Annotated in this window: 15 protein-coding genes; 4 read left to right on the top strand and 11 right to left on the bottom strand. The window is 41.1% G+C overall.

Annotation, left to right across the window (positions count from 1 at the left end; genetic code table 11):
• The first annotated feature begins 308 nt into the window (after positions 1-308).
• Positions 309-980, top strand: coding sequence for a DNA mismatch repair endonuclease MutH (gene mutH / locus J8Z25_RS04840; protein WP_130052319.1), 672 nt, complete (start codon positions 309-311; stop codon positions 978-980).
• Positions 981-1,038: 58 nt separating this feature from the next.
• Here mutH and eno read toward each other — a convergent pair whose 3' ends face one another.
• The 5 genes from eno to rlmD form a co-directional block, all read right to left on the bottom strand.
• A complete protein-coding gene (gene eno, locus J8Z25_RS04835; RefSeq protein WP_062566760.1) occupies positions 1,039-2,337 on the bottom strand; it encodes a phosphopyruvate hydratase in 1,299 nt (432 codons plus the stop codon).
• Between the two features lie 99 nt (positions 2,338-2,436).
• Positions 2,437-4,071 (bottom strand): CTP synthase, encoded by a 1,635-nt coding sequence (gene pyrG, locus J8Z25_RS04830; RefSeq protein ID WP_250661755.1) that lies wholly within the window; start codon positions 4,069-4,071, stop codon positions 2,437-2,439.
• A gap of 157 nt (positions 4,072-4,228) precedes the next feature.
• A complete protein-coding gene (gene mazG, locus J8Z25_RS04825) occupies positions 4,229-5,029 on the bottom strand; it encodes a nucleoside triphosphate pyrophosphohydrolase (protein WP_250661754.1) in 801 nt (266 codons plus the stop codon).
• Positions 5,029-7,188 (bottom strand): GTP diphosphokinase, encoded by a 2,160-nt coding sequence (gene relA / locus J8Z25_RS04820; RefSeq protein ID WP_250661753.1) that lies wholly within the window; start codon positions 7,186-7,188, stop codon positions 5,029-5,031. The genes mazG and relA overlap by 1 nt, the downstream gene beginning before the upstream one ends.
• A gap of 7 nt (positions 7,189-7,195) precedes the next feature.
• Positions 7,196-8,521 carry a 23S rRNA (uracil(1939)-C(5))-methyltransferase RlmD gene (rlmD, locus tag J8Z25_RS04815; protein WP_250661752.1) on the bottom strand — a complete coding sequence of 442 codons (1,326 nt, stop codon included), beginning with the start codon at positions 8,519-8,521 and terminating at the stop codon, positions 7,196-7,198.
• Between the two features lie 80 nt (positions 8,522-8,601).
• On the opposite strand from rlmD, the gene barA reads away from it, so the two are divergent.
• Genes barA through J8Z25_RS04800 form a run of 3 tightly spaced genes read left to right on the top strand, consistent with a single transcriptional unit; the run spans position 8,602 to position 12,220 of the window.
• Entirely contained in the window at positions 8,602-11,370 is a 2,769-nt protein-coding gene (gene barA / locus J8Z25_RS04810; protein ID WP_250662015.1) for a two-component sensor histidine kinase BarA, read from the top strand.
• A gap of 34 nt (positions 11,371-11,404) precedes the next feature.
• Entirely contained in the window at positions 11,405-11,887 is a 483-nt protein-coding gene (locus J8Z25_RS04805; protein ID WP_130052134.1) for an energy transducer TonB, read from the top strand.
• Between the two features lie 6 nt (positions 11,888-11,893).
• On the top strand, positions 11,894-12,220 hold the full coding sequence (locus tag J8Z25_RS04800) for a hypothetical protein (RefSeq protein WP_250661751.1): 327 nt from the start codon (positions 11,894-11,896) through the stop codon (positions 12,218-12,220).
• 85 nt (positions 12,221-12,305) lie between these two features.
• Here the strand turns inward: J8Z25_RS04800 and pdxJ are convergent, their stop codons facing one another.
• From pdxJ to lepA, 6 genes are read right to left on the bottom strand one after another with little or no spacing between them, the layout of a single operon-like run.
• Positions 12,306-13,037: a pyridoxine 5'-phosphate synthase gene (gene pdxJ / locus J8Z25_RS04795; RefSeq protein WP_250661750.1), complete on the bottom strand. Its 732-nt coding sequence runs from the start codon at positions 13,035-13,037 to the stop codon at positions 12,306-12,308.
• Between the two features lie 43 nt (positions 13,038-13,080).
• Positions 13,081-13,767: a DNA repair protein RecO gene (recO, locus tag J8Z25_RS04790; RefSeq protein WP_130052137.1), complete on the bottom strand. Its 687-nt coding sequence runs from the start codon at positions 13,765-13,767 to the stop codon at positions 13,081-13,083.
• Positions 13,768-13,784: 17 nt separating this feature from the next.
• Entirely contained in the window at positions 13,785-14,717 is a 933-nt protein-coding gene (era, locus tag J8Z25_RS04785; protein WP_167657892.1) for a GTPase Era, read from the bottom strand.
• Positions 14,707-15,384, bottom strand: a complete 678-nt coding sequence (gene rnc, locus J8Z25_RS04780; RefSeq protein ID WP_130052139.1) for a ribonuclease III — start codon at positions 15,382-15,384, stop codon at positions 14,707-14,709. Before rnc ends, era begins: the two co-directional genes overlap by 11 nt.
• A gap of 2 nt (positions 15,385-15,386) precedes the next feature.
• Positions 15,387-16,322 carry a signal peptidase I gene (gene lepB / locus J8Z25_RS04775; RefSeq protein WP_062566752.1) on the bottom strand — a complete coding sequence of 312 codons (936 nt, stop codon included), beginning with the start codon at positions 16,320-16,322 and terminating at the stop codon, positions 15,387-15,389.
• Between the two features lie 26 nt (positions 16,323-16,348).
• Positions 16,349-18,136, bottom strand: coding sequence for a translation elongation factor 4 (gene lepA, locus J8Z25_RS04770; protein ID WP_054554335.1), 1,788 nt, complete (start codon positions 18,134-18,136; stop codon positions 16,349-16,351).
• Positions 18,137-18,174: the final 38 nt, after the last annotated feature.

The following is an 18,174-nucleotide window of genomic DNA, read 5'->3' as shown; positions in this document are numbered from 1 at the left end:
ATGCCTAAATTGCAAACAAATCCACAATCCACAGTTAAAATATCCACTTTCTCCACAGAAACTGTGGATAAACATGTTTATATATCTGTATTTATACAAACAACTGACTAATTAATGAAATAGAAACAACACACAAAAACAATAATTAAATTAAATATCATATACTTAGACCTGGATATCCAAAAAATTAATTGGTTATTTTTAGCTCACACTTAACGTGCGCAAAAAACACTCAAACACAAAGATATCCACTAAGGCGCACATTTGCTATCATGATCCGGTTAATTAGACAATCAAATAAACGCCTTATGCGACCGATAAAACCCGCTTCTATAAATGAATTAATGCAACGTGTTGATGCTATAGCAGGCCTTACTTTAGGGCAATTAGCCGAGCAATATCATTTTAAAACACCTGAAGACTTGCTACGTGAAAAAGGCTGGACTGGGCAACTTATCGAATATGTGCTTGGCGCAACTGCAGGCTCAAAGCCAACGCCTGATTTTGAAGAATTAGGAATTGAGTTAAAAACTCTGCCCATTTCATTTAAAGGCAAACCACTCGAAACGACGTTTGTTTCTGTAACACCACTACTGAATGTAACTGGGATGAAATGGCAGCAAAGTACGGTTCGTAAAAAGTTGAATCATGTTTTATGGTTACCTATTTTAGGCGAACGCGAAATTCTACCTTTTCACCGCACCATAGGCAGCGGCTTTTTGTGGCAGCCAACGGCCGAGCAAGACGCACTCTTACAACGTGATTGGGAAGAACAAATGGAGCTAATAGCTCTAGGTCGAGTGGATGAGATTTCGGGCCACTTAGGCGATGTTATGCAAATAAGGCCAAAAGCAGCCAATAGCAAAGCGCTGACTGATGCAATTGGCCCGAATGGTCAAATAATACAAACCTTGCCTCGCGGTTTTTATCTAAAAACCAGCTTCACCGGCGAGATCCTAAAACAGCAATTTCAGCTTTAATTAAAATATAAAAAAACCTCCCGAAGGAGGCTTTTAAAGTCTAAATAGTTAGGGCTGATTACTGACCTTTCACTTCTTTAAGACCATTGTAAGGTGCTTTCTCACCTAATACTTCTTCAATGCGAAGTAATTGGTTGTACTTAGCAATACGGTCAGAACGGCTTAATGAACCCGTTTTGATTTGACCTGCCGCAGTACCCACTGCTAAATCTGCAATTGTTGCATCTTCTGTTTCACCTGAACGGTGAGAGATAACAGCTGTGAAGCCAGCATCTTTAGCCATTTTAATAGCTGCAAGCGTTTCAGTTAATGAACCGATTTGGTTGAACTTGATAAGGATTGAGTTAGCAATACCGTTATCAATACCACGCTTTAAGATCTTCGTGTTAGTTACGAACAGATCGTCACCTACTAATTGTACTTTGTCGCCAATTAGTTGTGTTTGGTGTGCGAAACCATCCCAATCAGACTCGTCTAAGCCGTCTTCAATTGAAACAATTGGGTATTGCTCAGTAAGGCCCTTAAGGAAGTGGTTGAATTCTTCAGAAGTGAATTTTTTACCTTCACCTTTAAGGTCGTAGATATTTGCTTCTTTGTCGTAGAACTCTGATGCCGCACAGTCTAGAGCTAGAGTGATATCTTTACCAAGCTCATAACCTGCATTTGCAACAGCTACCTTGATTGCAGCAAGTGCCGCTTCGTTTGATTCAAGGTTAGGAGCAAAACCACCTTCATCACCTACTGATGTAGAGTGACCTTCAGCTTTAAGTACTTTTGCTAAGCTGTGGAATACTTCAGCGCCCATACGTAACGCTTCACGGAAGTTTGTCGCGCCAACTGGCTGGATCATGAACTCTTGAATATCTACAGAGTTATCAGCGTGCTCACCACCATTGATGATGTTCATCATAGGTAATGGCATTGAGTAAACACCTGGTGTGCCGTTTAGATCTGCAATGTGCTCATAAAGCTCTACGCCTTTTGAGTTTGCAGCCGCTTTAGCTGTTGCTAAAGACACAGCTAAGATAGCATTCGCACCTAGTTTCTCTTTGTTTTCAGTACCATCTAAGTCAAGCATAACTTGGTCAACAGCTTTTTGATCAACTGCGTTTTGACCTTTAAGAGCTTCAGCGATTTCGTTATTGATATAGCCTACTGCTTTTAAAACACCTTTACCTAGGTAGCGTGCTTTATCACCATCACGTAATTCAAGCGCTTCGCGAGTACCTGTTGATGCACCAGATGGTGCTGCAGCACGGCCCCATGAACCATCAGCTAAATGTACATCAGCTTCAACAGTTGGGTTACCACGCGAGTCCATGATTTCGCGACCAATCACTTTTACGATTTCTGACATCTTGATTCCTCTTTTCCCGAAAATGGTGAGTTAGTGCCAGCTTTATTGCTGCTGGCTTTTAAAACAAATAAGCCGTGCATATAGCACGGCCTACTTAAATTACGATGACGCTTTTTGGTGAGTGTGTGCTGCTGCAACAAACCCTTCAAATAGCGGGTGACCATCACGTGGTGTTGACGTGAATTCCGGGTGGAATTGCGCGGCAATGAACCAAGGGTGATCTTTATTCTCGATAATTTCGACTAGTTTCTTATCTTCAGATAAGCCTGTGAAACTTAAGCCTGCTTTTTCAAGCTGCTCTACAAAGTGGTTATTCACTTCGTAACGGTGACGGTGACGTTCAACAATTTCGTCACTACCGTATACTTCACTTACTTTAGAGCCAGGTGTTAAGTGACATTTCTGAGCACCTAAACGCATAGTACCACCTAGATCAGATTGCTCATCACGGATTTCAACGTTACCGTCAGCATCTTGCCATTCAGTGATTAAACCAACAACTGGATGTGTTGATTTTGCGTTAAACTCAGTTGAGTTTGCATCTTCAAGGCCTGCAACGTTACGCGCATATTCAATAAGCGCTACTTGCATACCTAAACAAATGCCTAAGTAAGGAACTTTGTTTTCACGTGCATATTTAGCCGCTAAAATCTTACCTTCAACACCACGGCCTCCGAAGCCGCCTGGTACTAAGATAGCATCAAGGTGAGAGAGTAACTCTGTACCTTTGCTTTCTAAGTCTTGTGAATCAACATATTCGATGTTCACGGTTAGACGGTTTTTCAGACCTGCGTGCTTTAATGCTTCGTTTACTGATTTATAAGCATCTGGTAGTTCGATGTACTTACCAACCATACCAATCGTCACTTCACCCGTTGGGTTAGACTCTTGATATAACACTTGTTCCCACTCAGATAAATCTGCTTCTGGGCACTCAAGGTAGAAACGACGACATACGAAGTTATCTAGTTCTTGTGATTTAAGTAACGCAGGGATCTTATAGATGCTTTCTACGTCTGGTAATGAAATAACAGCTTTCTCTTCAACATTAGTGAAAAGTGCGATCTTCGCGCGCTCGTTATTTGGAAGTTTACGATCAGAACGACAGATTAAGATATCTGGTTGGATACCAATCGAACGTAATTCTTTTACTGAATGTTGTGTTGGCTTAGTTTTAACTTCACCTGCAGGGCCTAAGAATGGCACTAGCGTTAGGTGGATAAACAATGCGCGCTCACGGCCAATTTCAGTGCCAAGCTGACGAATTGCTTCTAAGAATGGTTGTGACTCGATGTCACCAACTGTACCGCCAATTTCAACGATTGCTACATCGCGACCTTCAGCACCGTCATATACACGTTGCTTAATGTCGTTTGTGATGTGTGGAATAACCTGAATTGTTGCACCAAGGTACTCACCACGACGCTCACGTCGTAATACATCTTCATAAACACGACCTTGTGTGAAGTTGTTGCGGCTAGTCATTTTGGTACGGATGAAACGCTCATAGTGACCTAAGTCAAGGTCAGTCTCTGCACCGTCTTCAGTTACAAATACTTCACCGTGCTGAATTGGGCTCATAGTGCCTGGGTCAACGTTAATGTAAGGATCCAGCTTTAAAATAGTCACGTTAAGACCACGTGCTTCTAAAATAGCGGCTAATGACGCTGCTGCAATACCCTTACCCAACGAAGAAACAACCCCGCCAGTTACGAAGATAAATTTTGTACTCATGCGAACCCTAGAATATCAGGAATTAAAAGGAATAATATAGAATCAAGACGGGGCGAAATTATAGCAAAGGGGCTGCTATCAATCCAGATAAAATTAGCAAATAAGTGCACAAAAAACGAGCTTGGTTACACTGTACCCAAGCTGTATCAAAACAGGCTCACTTGGCCTGCTTTTTAATGGCTTCCCATGCGTTGTCCATTTCTTCGAGACTGGCCGTTTCTAAACTTTGGCCACGTTCATCTAAGTAGGCAGCCACTTTTTCAAAGCGTGACGCGAATTTAGCATTGGCACTTCGTAATAATTGCTCAGGATCGTGTTTAATATGACGGGCTACATTTACCGTTGCAAACAGTAAATCGCCAAGCTCTTCTGCACTGTGTTCTGAATAAGGGTCATGAGCCAGCGCTTCTTTTACTTCGTCGACTTCTTCAGCGACTTTATCGAGGGCCCCATGATAACTTGGCCAATCAAAACCTAGGCTTGCTACGCGCTGTTGAATTTTCTTAGCTTTTGAAAGACCTGGCATCGCATCAGGAATATCCTGCCAAAGACTCATTTGAGGTGAAGTAGATTTTTCTGCTCGTTCTTGCGCTTTAATAGCCTGCCACTGCGCCGAAAGTTCTGCGTCCGACAGCTCACTTTGCTTTGCAAAGACATGCGGATGCCGACGAATTAATTTATCGTTTAGTGTATTTGCCACATCTGCAAAATCAAATAAGCCCTGCTCTTTAGCAAGTTGGGCATAAAAGATGATTTGAAAAAGTAAATCGCCAAGCTCACTTTTAAGCTCAGTGAGTTCACCTTTTTCAATGCAGTCTGCTACTTCGTAAGCTTCTTCGAGGGTATGCGGCACTATCGATTTAAAGTCTTGTTTTAGATCCCACGGGCACCCAGATTCTGGGTCCCGTAGTTTGGCCATAATTGATAACGACTGCTCAATGGCATGTTTATCACTCATTACGAATGACCACGCTTTGCATCATGTACACCTTCGATTTGGTGTAACTTAGACAATAATCGGTTAGTACTCGATAAGTCATGTACTTCAACCTGCATTGAAAACAGCGCAAGCTGCTTATCTTCAACGGTGTTGACATTCATGTTAAGCACATTCACCTTTTCGTTTGCAAGGACAGAGCTGATATCTCTAATAAGGCCTGAGCGATCTGTGGCTTCTACTTTAATAGTTAGTGAGTAAGAGCCATTTACATCGTCTGACCAACTTACTGATATCACCCGCTCAGGATGTTTATCACGAAGTTTTTCAAACGAATCACAATCCTCACGGTGAACTGCAATCCCACGGCCTTGAGTAATATAGCCAATGATTTCATCGCCCGGCACAGGTCGGCAGCATTTAGCAACATGGCTCATTAAGCTACCTACCCCATCAACAACAATGCCGTTTTTATCACCTGTGACACTTTTTGGTTTTTTAAACTTAATTTGTGGTTCGTCATCATCACGGTCACTAATAAAGTTTAATAATTGGTTTAAGCGAACATCACCTGCGCCTACCGCAACCATCAGGTCGTCAATGCCTTTAAGATTGAATCGCTCAATTGCTGGCGCAAGGTCTTTGGTTGTTAAGTCTAGTTTTTGCAGCTCGTTCTCTAATATTTCTTTACCGGCGCTCAAGTTTTTATCGCGATCAAGCTGTTTAAACCAATGATGGATTTTAGAGCGTGCTCGCGATGACTTAATATAACCTAGCGATGGGTTCAACCAATCACGACTTGGGTTAGGTTGCTTTTGAGTTAAAATTTCAACCTGATCACCGGTATTGAGCTGATGAGTAAAGGGCACGATTTTGCCAAACACTTTTGCACCAATACAACGGTGACCAACGTTTGAGTGAATGTAATAAGCAAAATCAAGTGGCGTCGCACCCAGTGGTAAATCGAAAATATCACCTTTTGGTGTAAACACATAAACTCGGTCTTCAACTACTTGATTTTTGAGCTCTTCCGCTAAGTCACTGCCATCAACTACTTCTTCTTGCCATTGTAGTAACTTACGTAACCAACTAATTTTTTGCTCATAGCCAGAACCACGTCCTGGCAATGCCCCTTCTTTATACATCCAATGCGCAGCAACACCTAACTCAGCATCTTGATGCATTTCGCTAGTACGAATTTGGATTTCAACGGTTTTACCTTCAGGGCCAAATACCACTGTATGAATTGACTGATAGCCGTTTTGTTTAGGTGTTGCGATGTAATCATCAAATTCTTTATTTAAATGCCGCCAATTGGTATGCACGATACCTAATGCTGCGTAACAATCTTGCAGGCGTTCCACCACAATGCGCATAGCACGAATATCAAACAGCTGATCGAATTCGTAATTCTTCTGCGCCATTTTTTTGTAGATACTGTAGATATGCTTCGGGCGGCCATACACTTCACCCTCAATACCCGCTTCGGCCAAGCGTGCTTTTACTAAAGCAACCATATTTTCCATATAGGCTTCACGAGCAAGTCGCTTATCATCGAGCTGTTTTGCGATATTTTTATAGGTGTCGGGGTGCAGGTAACGAAACGAAAGATCTTCAAGTTCCCATTTAAGCTGACCTATTCCTAAACGGTTAGCAAGGGGTGCAAAAATGTCACGTGTTTCTTTAGCGGCAATTACACGCTCTTCTTCACTGGCATCTTTAACATCACGCAAATGGCATACTTGTTCAGCGAGTTTTATCACCACTGCACGCACATCTTCAACCATGGCTAGCAGCATACGGCGGATATTATCAATTTGAACAGTGCCCTTGCCTTGATGGGCTAAGGTGCTGATGGTAGCCATTTGGCTTACACCTGTTAGTAATAACGCAACGTGATCACCAAGCTTTTCGGTCACAGTTTCAATCGAGATTTTTTCAGCTAGGAAATAAGGTGTTAAAAAAGCCGTGGCAAGTGAATCTGCATCTAAATTTAGCTCGGCTAAAATCTCTACCATTTCAATGGCTGTGTTTTCACGTTTTGCATCATCGCAATGCAGACACAATTGGTGAGCTTGCTCTAATAAGGTATGTTTGTCTTCTGTTAGCGCTAACAGCTCGATACGGCTGGCAAAATCACTCGGCTTTGTAAGCTGATGTGACTGTCTAGTGGCTACCATGTGCGCTTTACCTCCTGTGAAATAACGCCATCGTTTCAATATGCCCAGTATGCGGGAACATATTCATAAGCCCAATTTTTTCAATGCTAAAGCCTGCTTGTAAAATAAGTGCACTGTCACGGGCTAAAGTAACAGGATCACAAGAGACGTATAAAATCGTTTTAAACTGAGTAAGTGGTAACTGCTCTAAAATTGCCATTGCGCCAGTACGTGATGGATCAAGCACTAACACATCAAGTTCGGCACTAAACCAAGCAGCTGATTGCATTGATTTTGTTAAATCAAAACAATAAAAATCGGTATTCGACAATGAGTTAGTTTGCGCATTTTGTTTTGCTAATGCAACCGCAGAATCGACCCCTTCAACACCAATAACATATTTAGCATACTTTGCAATCAATAATGAAAAGTTGCCAATACCACAAAATAAATCTAATACCTGCTCATGACCTTGTAAATCAAGCCACTGTTTTGCTTGATGAAGCATAGCTTGGTTCACTTGGGGGTTAACTTGAATAAAGTTTTCAAGGCCAAATTCAAAGCGTAAATCATAAGCTGGTATCTGGTAGTACGGCATTGGATGGTCACTGTGATCAATTTCACCACTGTGTGATTGCCACACAACACGCCAGCTATATTCATCACACGCCGCTACGACAATGGCTTTTAACTCTGCATTAATAGCTTTGGTATGCCTAATAACCACAAAGGCCGCATTATCAGCTTCACATAATTGTAGGTGACTAATACTACTAAGACCTGAATGGCTGTTGATAAGAACATCAAAAACTGAAAAAACGTCTTTAAAAGTACTGCTCAGCACATCACATCTTTCAATGCTCACCAATTGTTTAGACCCTTGAGCTCGATACCCTACGCGCATTTTCTTTGCGGCTTTGTCATGCATTACAGCAATACGCGCAGAGCGACGGTAATGGCGCTCTTCACTGAGCAGAGGTGCTTGCCAATTTAAGTCATCAACTTTGGCAAACTTGCTAAACAGCTGACTAACCGCAGTTTGCTTTTCAACCAATTGTTGTTCTGCATTAAGGTGCTGTAACTGACAACCACCACAAATCTGATAATGCTGACAAAAAGGAGTAACCCTATGCACTGAGGCTGATAGTACTTTTTTACAATCAGCACTGGCAAAGCGTGCCTTATCTTCAATCAATAACGCTTTTACTTCTTCACCCGGCAAAGCACCATTAACAAAACAGACTTTACTTCCCTGCTTAGCAACGCCTCGTCCTTGATGGTCCATAGCAGTGACATTGAGGGTTAGCATTTTTTGCGAAACGGATTTCTTTTTGGCTTTGAAAATCTGTGCCATTGGGCAACACCTTAATTATTGATAAAGCGGGATTAAGTATATACTCTTAAACAACGATAATAATGATAACAACATTCTTTATGACTAAATTTGGCTTACGTGACTCAGTCTTAATACTTACACTTATACCGACTGTGATCATAGGCTTGTTGCTGGGCGGTTATTTTACAATAAATCGTTACATTGAGCTCGATGAAATTTTATATCAGCAGGGCGTTACTATTATTGAGCCCTTAGCCATTGCTGTTGAACAACCATTACTAAAGCGTGATAAAGCCTTACTAACCCGCTTAGTTAGCCATACTCATAACAAACACTCCCCTGCGATCCAATCAATTGCTATTTTCGATGAAAACAATGAGTTAGTGATTTTTAGTAAATATCAAAGTGAATTCAAAGAAATTGTTAAAAGCAATGTTAACAGTATGGATGGGATTCAAGTACACAACTCTGATCACTATCTAACATTTTCTACCGCCATTATTAATCATAGCCGTCAAGACACGATTTGGAATCATAATAGCTATCAAGCATCACTAGGTAATGTGGTGATCATGCTTAATAAACAACAAGCCATTATCGGCCAGCAACGCGCCTTACTGGTCAGTGGCGTGGTGATACTCATAGCACTAGTACTTGCGAGCGTATTAGCATTTAGGTTGACCCGCATGTTTATTCAACCACTTAATAAGTTAGTACTAGCTACCGACAAATTAATTGAAGGGAAAGTAGATACAGGTCTTGATAAAAAAATGTTTGGTGAGTTTGAGTTATTACGCACAGGCTTAAATACCATTTCAGAAACCATGGTAGTGCAACGTGATGAGATGCAAAAGCATATTGATCAGGCAACCTCTGATTACCGCGAGACCTTAGAACAATACGAAACTCAGAATATTCAGTTAAGTATTGCCAAAAAAGACGCGCAAGACGCTAACCGTGTTAAATCAGACTTTTTAGCCAAAATGAGTCACGAATTACGTACGCCTTTAAATGGTGTAATTGGCTTTACGCGTCAGCTTTATAAAACCCCGCTTAATAAGCATCAAAAAGATTACCTCGATACTATTGAGCTATCTGCAAATAGCTTATTAACGATTATCAGTGACATTTTAGACTTTTCTAAATTAGAAGCCGGTGCCATGGAGCTTGAGTCAATGCAATTCCAGCTCCGTGACAATATTAATGAAGTTATGACCTTGTTAGCACCAAGTGCACACGAAAAACAACTTGATCTATCGATATTTATCCATCCACAAGTACCTGACAATCTAACTGGCGACCCGACCCGCTTTAAACAAATTTTGATAAATCTTATAAGTAATGCCGTTAAATTTACTGAAAAAGGCTCAATCAAGGTTGATGTTGGCTACCGCTTATTAGATGAAGAGCGCGCCTCTATTTTAGTGTCTGTCACCGATACTGGTGTGGGCATCCCAATGGATAAACAAGATGCCTTGTTTACACCATTTGGCCAAGCAGACTCAAGTATCACCCGTAAATTTGGTGGCACAGGTCTTGGTTTAATCATCACCAAACACATTGTTGAAGCGATGAATGGTCGTATTACCCTGAACTCAGCACCTGGTAATGGCACCTGCTTTACATTCAATGCCGTATTCAGAACGCCAAGTAACTCAATTACTAGTGACTTACCGACCCAATCATTGATTAATAAACGTATTCTTTACCTTGAGCCTCATGAGCATACACATCAAGCAACCTTATCGCTTTTACATGAATGGCAAACTCGCGTTACCGCTTGTATAGATGAAGAAAGCTTCTTAAATGAGATCAATAAAGACTTCAGTTACGATATTTGTATCATTGGTCATACCGCCACAATTGACGATATGCAGCAACTTAAGAGTTATGTAAAAGCAGTGCGCCCAGTCACTGATTATTTATATATTATGCTCAATACGGTCTCGCACAATATGCGCGAAGCCTTTGTGGGTAGTGGCGCAGATGCTTGCTTAAGCAAACCACTTAACCATCGTAAATTATGTGAAGTACTTGCTGCCCCTTATCGTCTTGACCATCCAGTGCATAACATTGAACAAGGCACTGAAAAGTTATTACCTCTAAAAGTACTAGTTGTAGACGATAATGATGCCAACCTAAAGCTTATTTGCACCTTACTTGAAGAACAGATTGAGCTAATTGATACGGCACACAACGGCTCACAAGCCTACAGTCTAAGTAAAAGCCATAAGTATGACTTGATCTTCATGGACATCCAAATGCCAATTATGGATGGTATTACCGCATGTAAACTTATCCGCGAGTCATCTCTCAATGAAGATACGCCAATCATTGCAGTTACTGCTCACGCATTAGCGGGTGAAAAAGAACAGCTGCTTAAAGATGGTTTTAAAGGTTACTTAACTAAGCCTATTGATGAAGATATGCTAAAACAAATAATTAGCGATCATAGCCCACAATCGCCGATTAATCGCGAACGAAGCAAAGCTGCCACAGTTGACTCAGAACCTCCATTTGAAAGTGCCCGCCTTGATTGGCAATTAGCGCTACAACGCGCTGGCGGTAAAGAAGAGTTAGCACTAGAAATGCTCAACATGTTGTTACTCAGTGTACCTGAAACCTTACGCCTACTTAATGAAGCTATAGAAAAAGAAGATTGTGAACATGTACTTAGCATAGTGCACAAATTCCATGGCGCGTGTTGTTACACCGGCGTACCAAAACTAAAATCACTTGCCGAAACACTCGAAACATCACTAAAAAGCGATTGCGATTTAAATTACATTGAACCTGAATTGTTTGAGCTGATTGATGAGCTAAATAATTTGTTAAGTGATGCAGGTATGGTTGAGCCGCAACGATAAAAAGCACTCAAAAAAGATATAAAGGAGTATATTAATGAAAAACTATCTAATTCTAGCTGGCTGTTTACTTGTGTTTGGCTGTACTTCAACTACAAATAAACCAATGGAACTAGAGTATGCGGATTTAGCTGTTAGCTATGATGAATTAAAAGCAACAAAATGGCAGCAACTTGAGCGTTTTCCTGCCAGATATCCGAAAAAAGCGGTGCTCCAAGCAGCAGAAGGCTGCGCGACCATTGAGTATGTCATTACGCCAAAAAATGAGATTGAAGATATTCGAGTAATAGCCTCTACAAACCCTGTATTTGCCAGTGCGGCAAAAGATGTTATCACTAATTGGCATTGGAATGAGCTTGCGAAAAATATTACTGATAAAGCTGTGAAAACCCAAACCCGCTTTGATTTTTGTTTTGATACACCTGAGCAATCTTGCAAAGCACTCAAGCCTAACTATTCATGCCCTAGTAACGATATTATTTATTCTACGGGTACACGCGTTGTTAAATATACGAGGTAACTTGCTTTGTACTTTATCTTACTTATCGTCTTTAGTGCTAGTTCACTCACTTGGTTTTTTCTCCGCTATAAAAAACTAAGTATTGAAGCTAATAATTACGTAAAAACCAATTACACAGAGCAGTGGCAAACATACGAAAGCCAAGCCCGCTTAATGAAAGCAAAACCTAACTCAATTGTGTTTCATTCAATCAAGAAAGGCGAATTGTCGGCAATAGATGATGGTGTTTTAAAAAATTTTAAGAAAAAACATCAGTATTTAGTCGCCCTACTTTGCCTTTCACCTTGGCTAGCTTCATTGCTTGCACAATTGATAGTTTACTTAAGTAAATAAAAAGCGCGGTGGATATCGCATCCATCGCGCTCTCTATTCAAAACTTGCCAGCGCCAATAAAGGGCTGACAGATTAAAGCGTATGTTTACAAACGCGCTTCAATCATCAGGCGCTTCATATCGCTTACTGCTTTTTCTAAGCCATCAATCGCTGCACGCGCAATAATCGCATGACCAATGTTTAATTCGTAAATTTCTGGCATTGCAGCAATTGGTTTTACATTGTGATAATTAAGACCATGGCCTGCATTAACAATTAAACTCAAGCTATCGGCATATTGTACGCCGTTACGAATACGTTCAAGTTCTGTGTGAAGTTCTTCGTCATTCTCTGCATCGGCATAAGCACCTGTGTGAATTTCAACGTATGGTGCATTACAAGCTTTTGCAGCGTCAAGTTGTGCATTGTCAGCATCAATAAATAACGAAACCTTAATTCCCGCAGCTGTCAGTTTTTCTGTTGCTGCTTTTACCTTTTCAAAATTACCCACAACGTCAAGACCACCCTCAGTAGTTAGCTCTTCACGTTTTTCAGGCACTAAACAAACATAAGCAGGTTTTACTTCAAGGGCGATGCCGATCATTTCATCAGTGACTGCAATTTCAAGATTCATACGTGTTTGAATCGTTTTTGCCATCACATATACGTCACGGTCTTGAATATGACGACGGTCTTCCCGCAAATGGATGGTGATACCATCTGCACCAGCATGCTCTGCAACAGCTGCGGCATGCGCAGGATCTGGGTAACTCGTGCCACGCGCTTGGCGTAAAGTGGCAATGTGATCAACGTTTACACCAAGAAGAATATCTTTCATTTTTTTACCTGTTTAAAACAACGATTCAAGGCTGCTCATCAGCCTACTTAATAAATAACTCACGGCTTTTTAATGGCTTTTTGCCAAGTAAAGGCTTGAGTAAGTATCGACTTAATTGCTTTGCCATATATAACACATCAGGGGCGCTAAAGTCATGAGCTGCTATAGCATTTAATTGCTTACCTGAAAAGCCACTATGGGGGTCGTCATGCAGCAAGAAACCGTATTCAGCAAAGTACTGATAATTTGCTGCATCGTTAATTACATCACCTTCAGCATCAACACTAAAATCTACGCCATATCCAAGCATCTCTAACAGTTGAAACTCATAAGAGCGTAGTACAGCTTGTAGGTTTTTAGTCGTTGATAATTCGTCGAGATGCTTCTTATAAAGATGATAAACACTTTCCATCGGCTCATTTATAGGTACGATACGGTTGGTTAATTCGTTCAAATAAAAACCGCAATAGAGTTGAGTACCCGACAGTACGGTTTGCCCGCCATGGGGCTCAAAACGATTGATGTATTTTAAATCTGACTTACCGCTGTATTGCACGAGCAGAGATTGAAAAGGTTGTAGTTGTGCTTTATGTTTAGTGGCCTGGCGACCACTAATGCGCGCCAGCATTCTCAGCTGACCTACGCCTTCTACCAGCATATCAAGCATTACTTGCGAGTCACTAAAAGGACGTCGGTGCAGCAAGTATGCTGTGTAGAATTCGCTGTCCATGGCGTGTAAGACTTTACTTAGTCTTCACCATAGCCAAGGCTACGTAGCGCACGCTCATCGTCAGCCCAGCCAGACTTCACTTTTACCCAAAGTTCTAAAAAGACTTTGTTATCCAGCATGTCTTCAAGGTCTTTACGAGCTTCACGGCCAATCACTTTCAACTTTTCGCCTTTATTGCCGATCACCATGCGTTTTTGCGTTTCACGCTCAACAAGGATCAAGCCATTAATTTGCCAAACACCGTTTTCTAGCCATTTAAACTGCTCGATTTCAACGGTGACTGAATATGGAAGCTCATCACCCATAAAACGCATCAGCTTTTCACGAATAACTTCTGCCGCCATAAAGCGCATTGAACGGTCTGTTACGTAGTCTTCAGGAAAGTAAAACTCACAAAGCGGTAAACGCTTTTTCACTTCATCTTTGATTAAATCAATATTTTTACCCTGCTTTGCAGAGACTGGCATAATAGCCACAAAATCAAATTTACCACCCAAAAACTGCATGTGCGGAAGCACTAAATCACGGTCTTTAACTTGGTCAATTTTATTCATAACTAATAACACTGGACGACCACTTTGACGTACTTTGTTTAGCACCATCTCATCATCTTCATTCCAGTGTGTGCCTTCAACCACAAAGATTATAAGTTCTACATCGCCAATTGAGCTTGATGCAGCACGATTCATTAAACGGTTAATAGCGCGTTTTTCTTCAACGTGTAAGCCAGGTGTATCCACATAAACAGCTTGGTATTTACCTTCGGTATGAATACCCATGATACGGTGACGTGTAGTTTGTGGCTTACGAGAAGTAATCGACACCTTCTGCTCAACAATATAGTTAAGTAAGGTTGATTTACCTACATTTGGGCGGCCAACAATGGCAACCATCCCGCAGTGCGTGTCTAGCTCTGCAGGTTCTTTGCTAATTAAATCATCAAGATTCATTTTTAAGTATCTTTAAGGCTTTTTCAGCGGCTTTTTGCTCAGCTTTACGACGAGAGCTACCTACTGAGATAATGCTATCCATCCCTTCAACAATACATTCAACCGTGAATGTTTGATTGTGCGCTTGGCCTTTTGTATCTATTACAGTGTAGCCAGGTAACGATAATTTGCGCGCTTGTAAGTATTCTTGAAGTAATGTTTTAGGATCTTTTTGATTTAAGCCCGGCGAAATTGCGTCAAGACGCGACTCGTACCAGCTTAAAATTAACTCACCACATTGTTCAATGTTTGAGTCTAAGAACACTGCCCCAATAATCGCCTCAACGGCATCAGCTAGGGTTGATTCACGGCGAAAACCACCGCTTTTAAGCTCACCTGGACCTAAGCGTAAGTAATCGCCTAAGCCAAATTCAAGGCCGAATTCAGCTAATGTTTGACCACGAACTAAGGTCGAACGCATACGGCTTAAATCACCTTCGCGTGCTTTTGGAAATTTAGTATATAGCGCATTTGCAATCACAAAGCTCAAAATTGAGTCGCCAAGAAACTCTAAGCGCTCGTTATGTTGGCCTTTATGACTACGGTGCGTCATTGCCTGCTCAAGCAAAGCTTGATCAGTAAATGTATAACCTATTCTGTTGTATAACTCTGTTACGTTTTTTTTCATCGTTACTGAATATTACCTAGGCGTTCAAAGCGAACACCAGTTGGAACCCAGCCTGGTAAAAAGTCATCTGGGCCATTTTCAAATTCAAAACTCATCCATATAAAGACGGCTTTACCTACCAAGTTTTCTTTAGGTACAAAGCCCCAAAAGCGACTATCTTGGCTATTATCACGGTTATCACCCATCATGAAATAATGATCGGCAGGAACAACCCACTCGTCTGAGCGTGTACCTGGTTGTTGATAATAACGGCCTTTCATTTCAGGAGCTTGCGGGTTAATCAAAATATTATGATTTACTGTGCTTAGGTTTTCTTCTAAACGCACTAAATTCATAGAACCCTGCTTGAACTCGTCACTATTGAGGATTTCCATATCAATTTTGTTGTATTCATTACACAGCAAATCACCTTGCTGAGTCACACCTTCGGCGCATTTCGGCTGAATATAAAGGTGCTTATTGCGATATACAATTTTATCGCCTGGTAAACCAATCGTACGTTTAATGTAATCCACACGCTCGTCTAATGGGTATTTAAATACCACAATATCACCACGTTCAGGTTCATCAACGTCAACTAACTGACTACGCCAAATTGGATCTTTGATGCCATATGAGTACTTCTGTACTAAAATGAAGTCACCCACCAATAAGGTTGGCATCATTGAGCCCGATGGAATTTGAAACGGTTCAAAAATGAAAGAGCGGAAAATAGTAATTGCCGCAATCATTGGAAAAATTGATTTAGCCGTTTCAGTGATACTTGGCTCAGGCGCAATTAATGCAGCAGTTTCTTCGTCTAACTCACCACCTGCCGCGTTTTGAGCAAGGGCAATGCGTTGCTGACGCTTTGGCGCAAACATAAAGTGGTCAATTAACCAAATTAATCCTGAGCCTAGCGTTAACAACACTAAGAAAATAGAAAAGTAACCCGCCATGCATTAATTCCTTTATTTACTTCTAATTATTTACCAACTTTAAGGATAGCTAAGAATGCATCTTGAGGTACTTCAACGTTACCTAGTTGCTTCATTCGCTTTTTACCTTCTTTTTGTTTTTGTAGCAGTTTTTTCTTACGACTCACGTCACCACCGTAACATTTCGCGATTACGTTTTTACGTAATTGCTTAACTGTTGTACGCGCAATAACATGCTGCCCAATCGCTGCTTGAATCGCAATATCAAACTGCTGACGTGGAATTAAGTCTTTCAGTGCTTCAGCTAACTGACGACCACGTGATTGTGCAATATCGCGGTGTACAATAATAGCTAACGCATCAACGCGCTCACCATTAATCAATACGTCAACACGTACCATGTCTGAAGCTTGGAAATGTTTAAAGTTATAATCAAGTGATGCAAAACCACGGCTTGTTGATTTTAACTTATCGAAGAAGTCCATTACTACTTCAGCCATCGGTAATTCGTACGTCACCGCAACTTGCTTACCATGGTAGCTCATTTTAGTTTGCATACCACGCTTTTCAACACAAAGCGTAATTACGTTACCTAAAAATTCTTGCGGTACTAATATGTTAGCTTCAACAATTGGCTCACGGATTTCAAGAATATTATTCACCGGCGGTAAGTCAGACGGGTTATCTATCTGTTTAGTTCCGTCTTTAGTCTCTACTTCGTAAATTACTGTTGGTGCAGTTGTAATAAGATCAATGTCGTATTCACGCTCAAGACGCTCTTGGATGATTTCCATGTGAAGCATACCTAAGAAGCCACATCGGAAACCAAAGCCTAGTGCTGTTGAGTTTTCTGGCTCGAAGAATAACGAAGCATCGTTCAAACTCAGTTTATCAAGCGCATCACGGAATGATTCATAGTCATCAGATGAAATTGGGAACATACCTGCGTAAACCTGTGGTTTAATACGCTGGAAGCCTGGTAAGCGCTCTGGAGCAGAGTTACGCTGTAAAGTAATAGTATCACCTACTGGTGCACCATGAATTTCTTTAATACCCGCAATTACGAAGCCAACTTCACCGGTTTTCAAGATGCCCGTGTTAGTTTGCTTTGGTGTAAAAATACCTACTTTATCTGCGATATGAACTTGATCATTCGACATGATCTTAATTTTATCGCCTGAGCGTAATTCACCGTGTTTAATACGTACTAATGATACAACACCTTGGTATGGGTCAAACCATGAGTCAATGATAAGCGCTTGTAGTGGCTTATCTTTGTCGCCTTCTGGTGGCGGGATATCTTTAACAATGATTTCGAGTACTTCTTCAATACCAATACCTGTTTTAGCACTACATTGCACAGCATCTAGGGCATCAATACCAATGATGTCTTCAATTTCTTCTGCTACACGAAGTGGATCAGCTTGTGGTAAGTCGATCTTATTTAGAACTGGAATAACTTCTAAGTCCATTTCAATTGCTGTGTAGCAGTTAGCTAAGGTTTGTGCTTCTACACCTTGACCCGCATCAACAACTAAAAGTGCACCTTCACAGGCTGCAAGTGAGCGTGATACTTCGTATGTGAAGTCAACGTGTCCTGGCGTGTCGATAAAGTTTAACTGGTATGTTTCGCCGTCTTTAGCTTTATAATTTAGCGTTACACTTTGCGCTTTGATGGTAATACCACGCTCACGCTCAATGTCCATTGAATCTAACACCTGCTGCTGCATTTCACGGTCTGTTAAACCACCACAAACTTGGATAAGACGGTCAGAGAGAGTCGATTTACCATGGTCAATATGGGCGATGATCGAAAAATTACGGATATGCTTCATAAACTGGATTCTAAACTTCTATATAAAATGGACTAAGT

The sequence above is a fragment of the Pseudoalteromonas sp. SCSIO 43101 genome (assembly GCF_023650775.1).
Classification (GTDB): domain Bacteria; phylum Pseudomonadota; class Gammaproteobacteria; order Enterobacterales; family Alteromonadaceae; genus Pseudoalteromonas; species Pseudoalteromonas apostichopi.
Note: the sequence above shows the minus strand (reverse complement) of the source record. Positions and strands in the feature narration are given on the sequence as shown.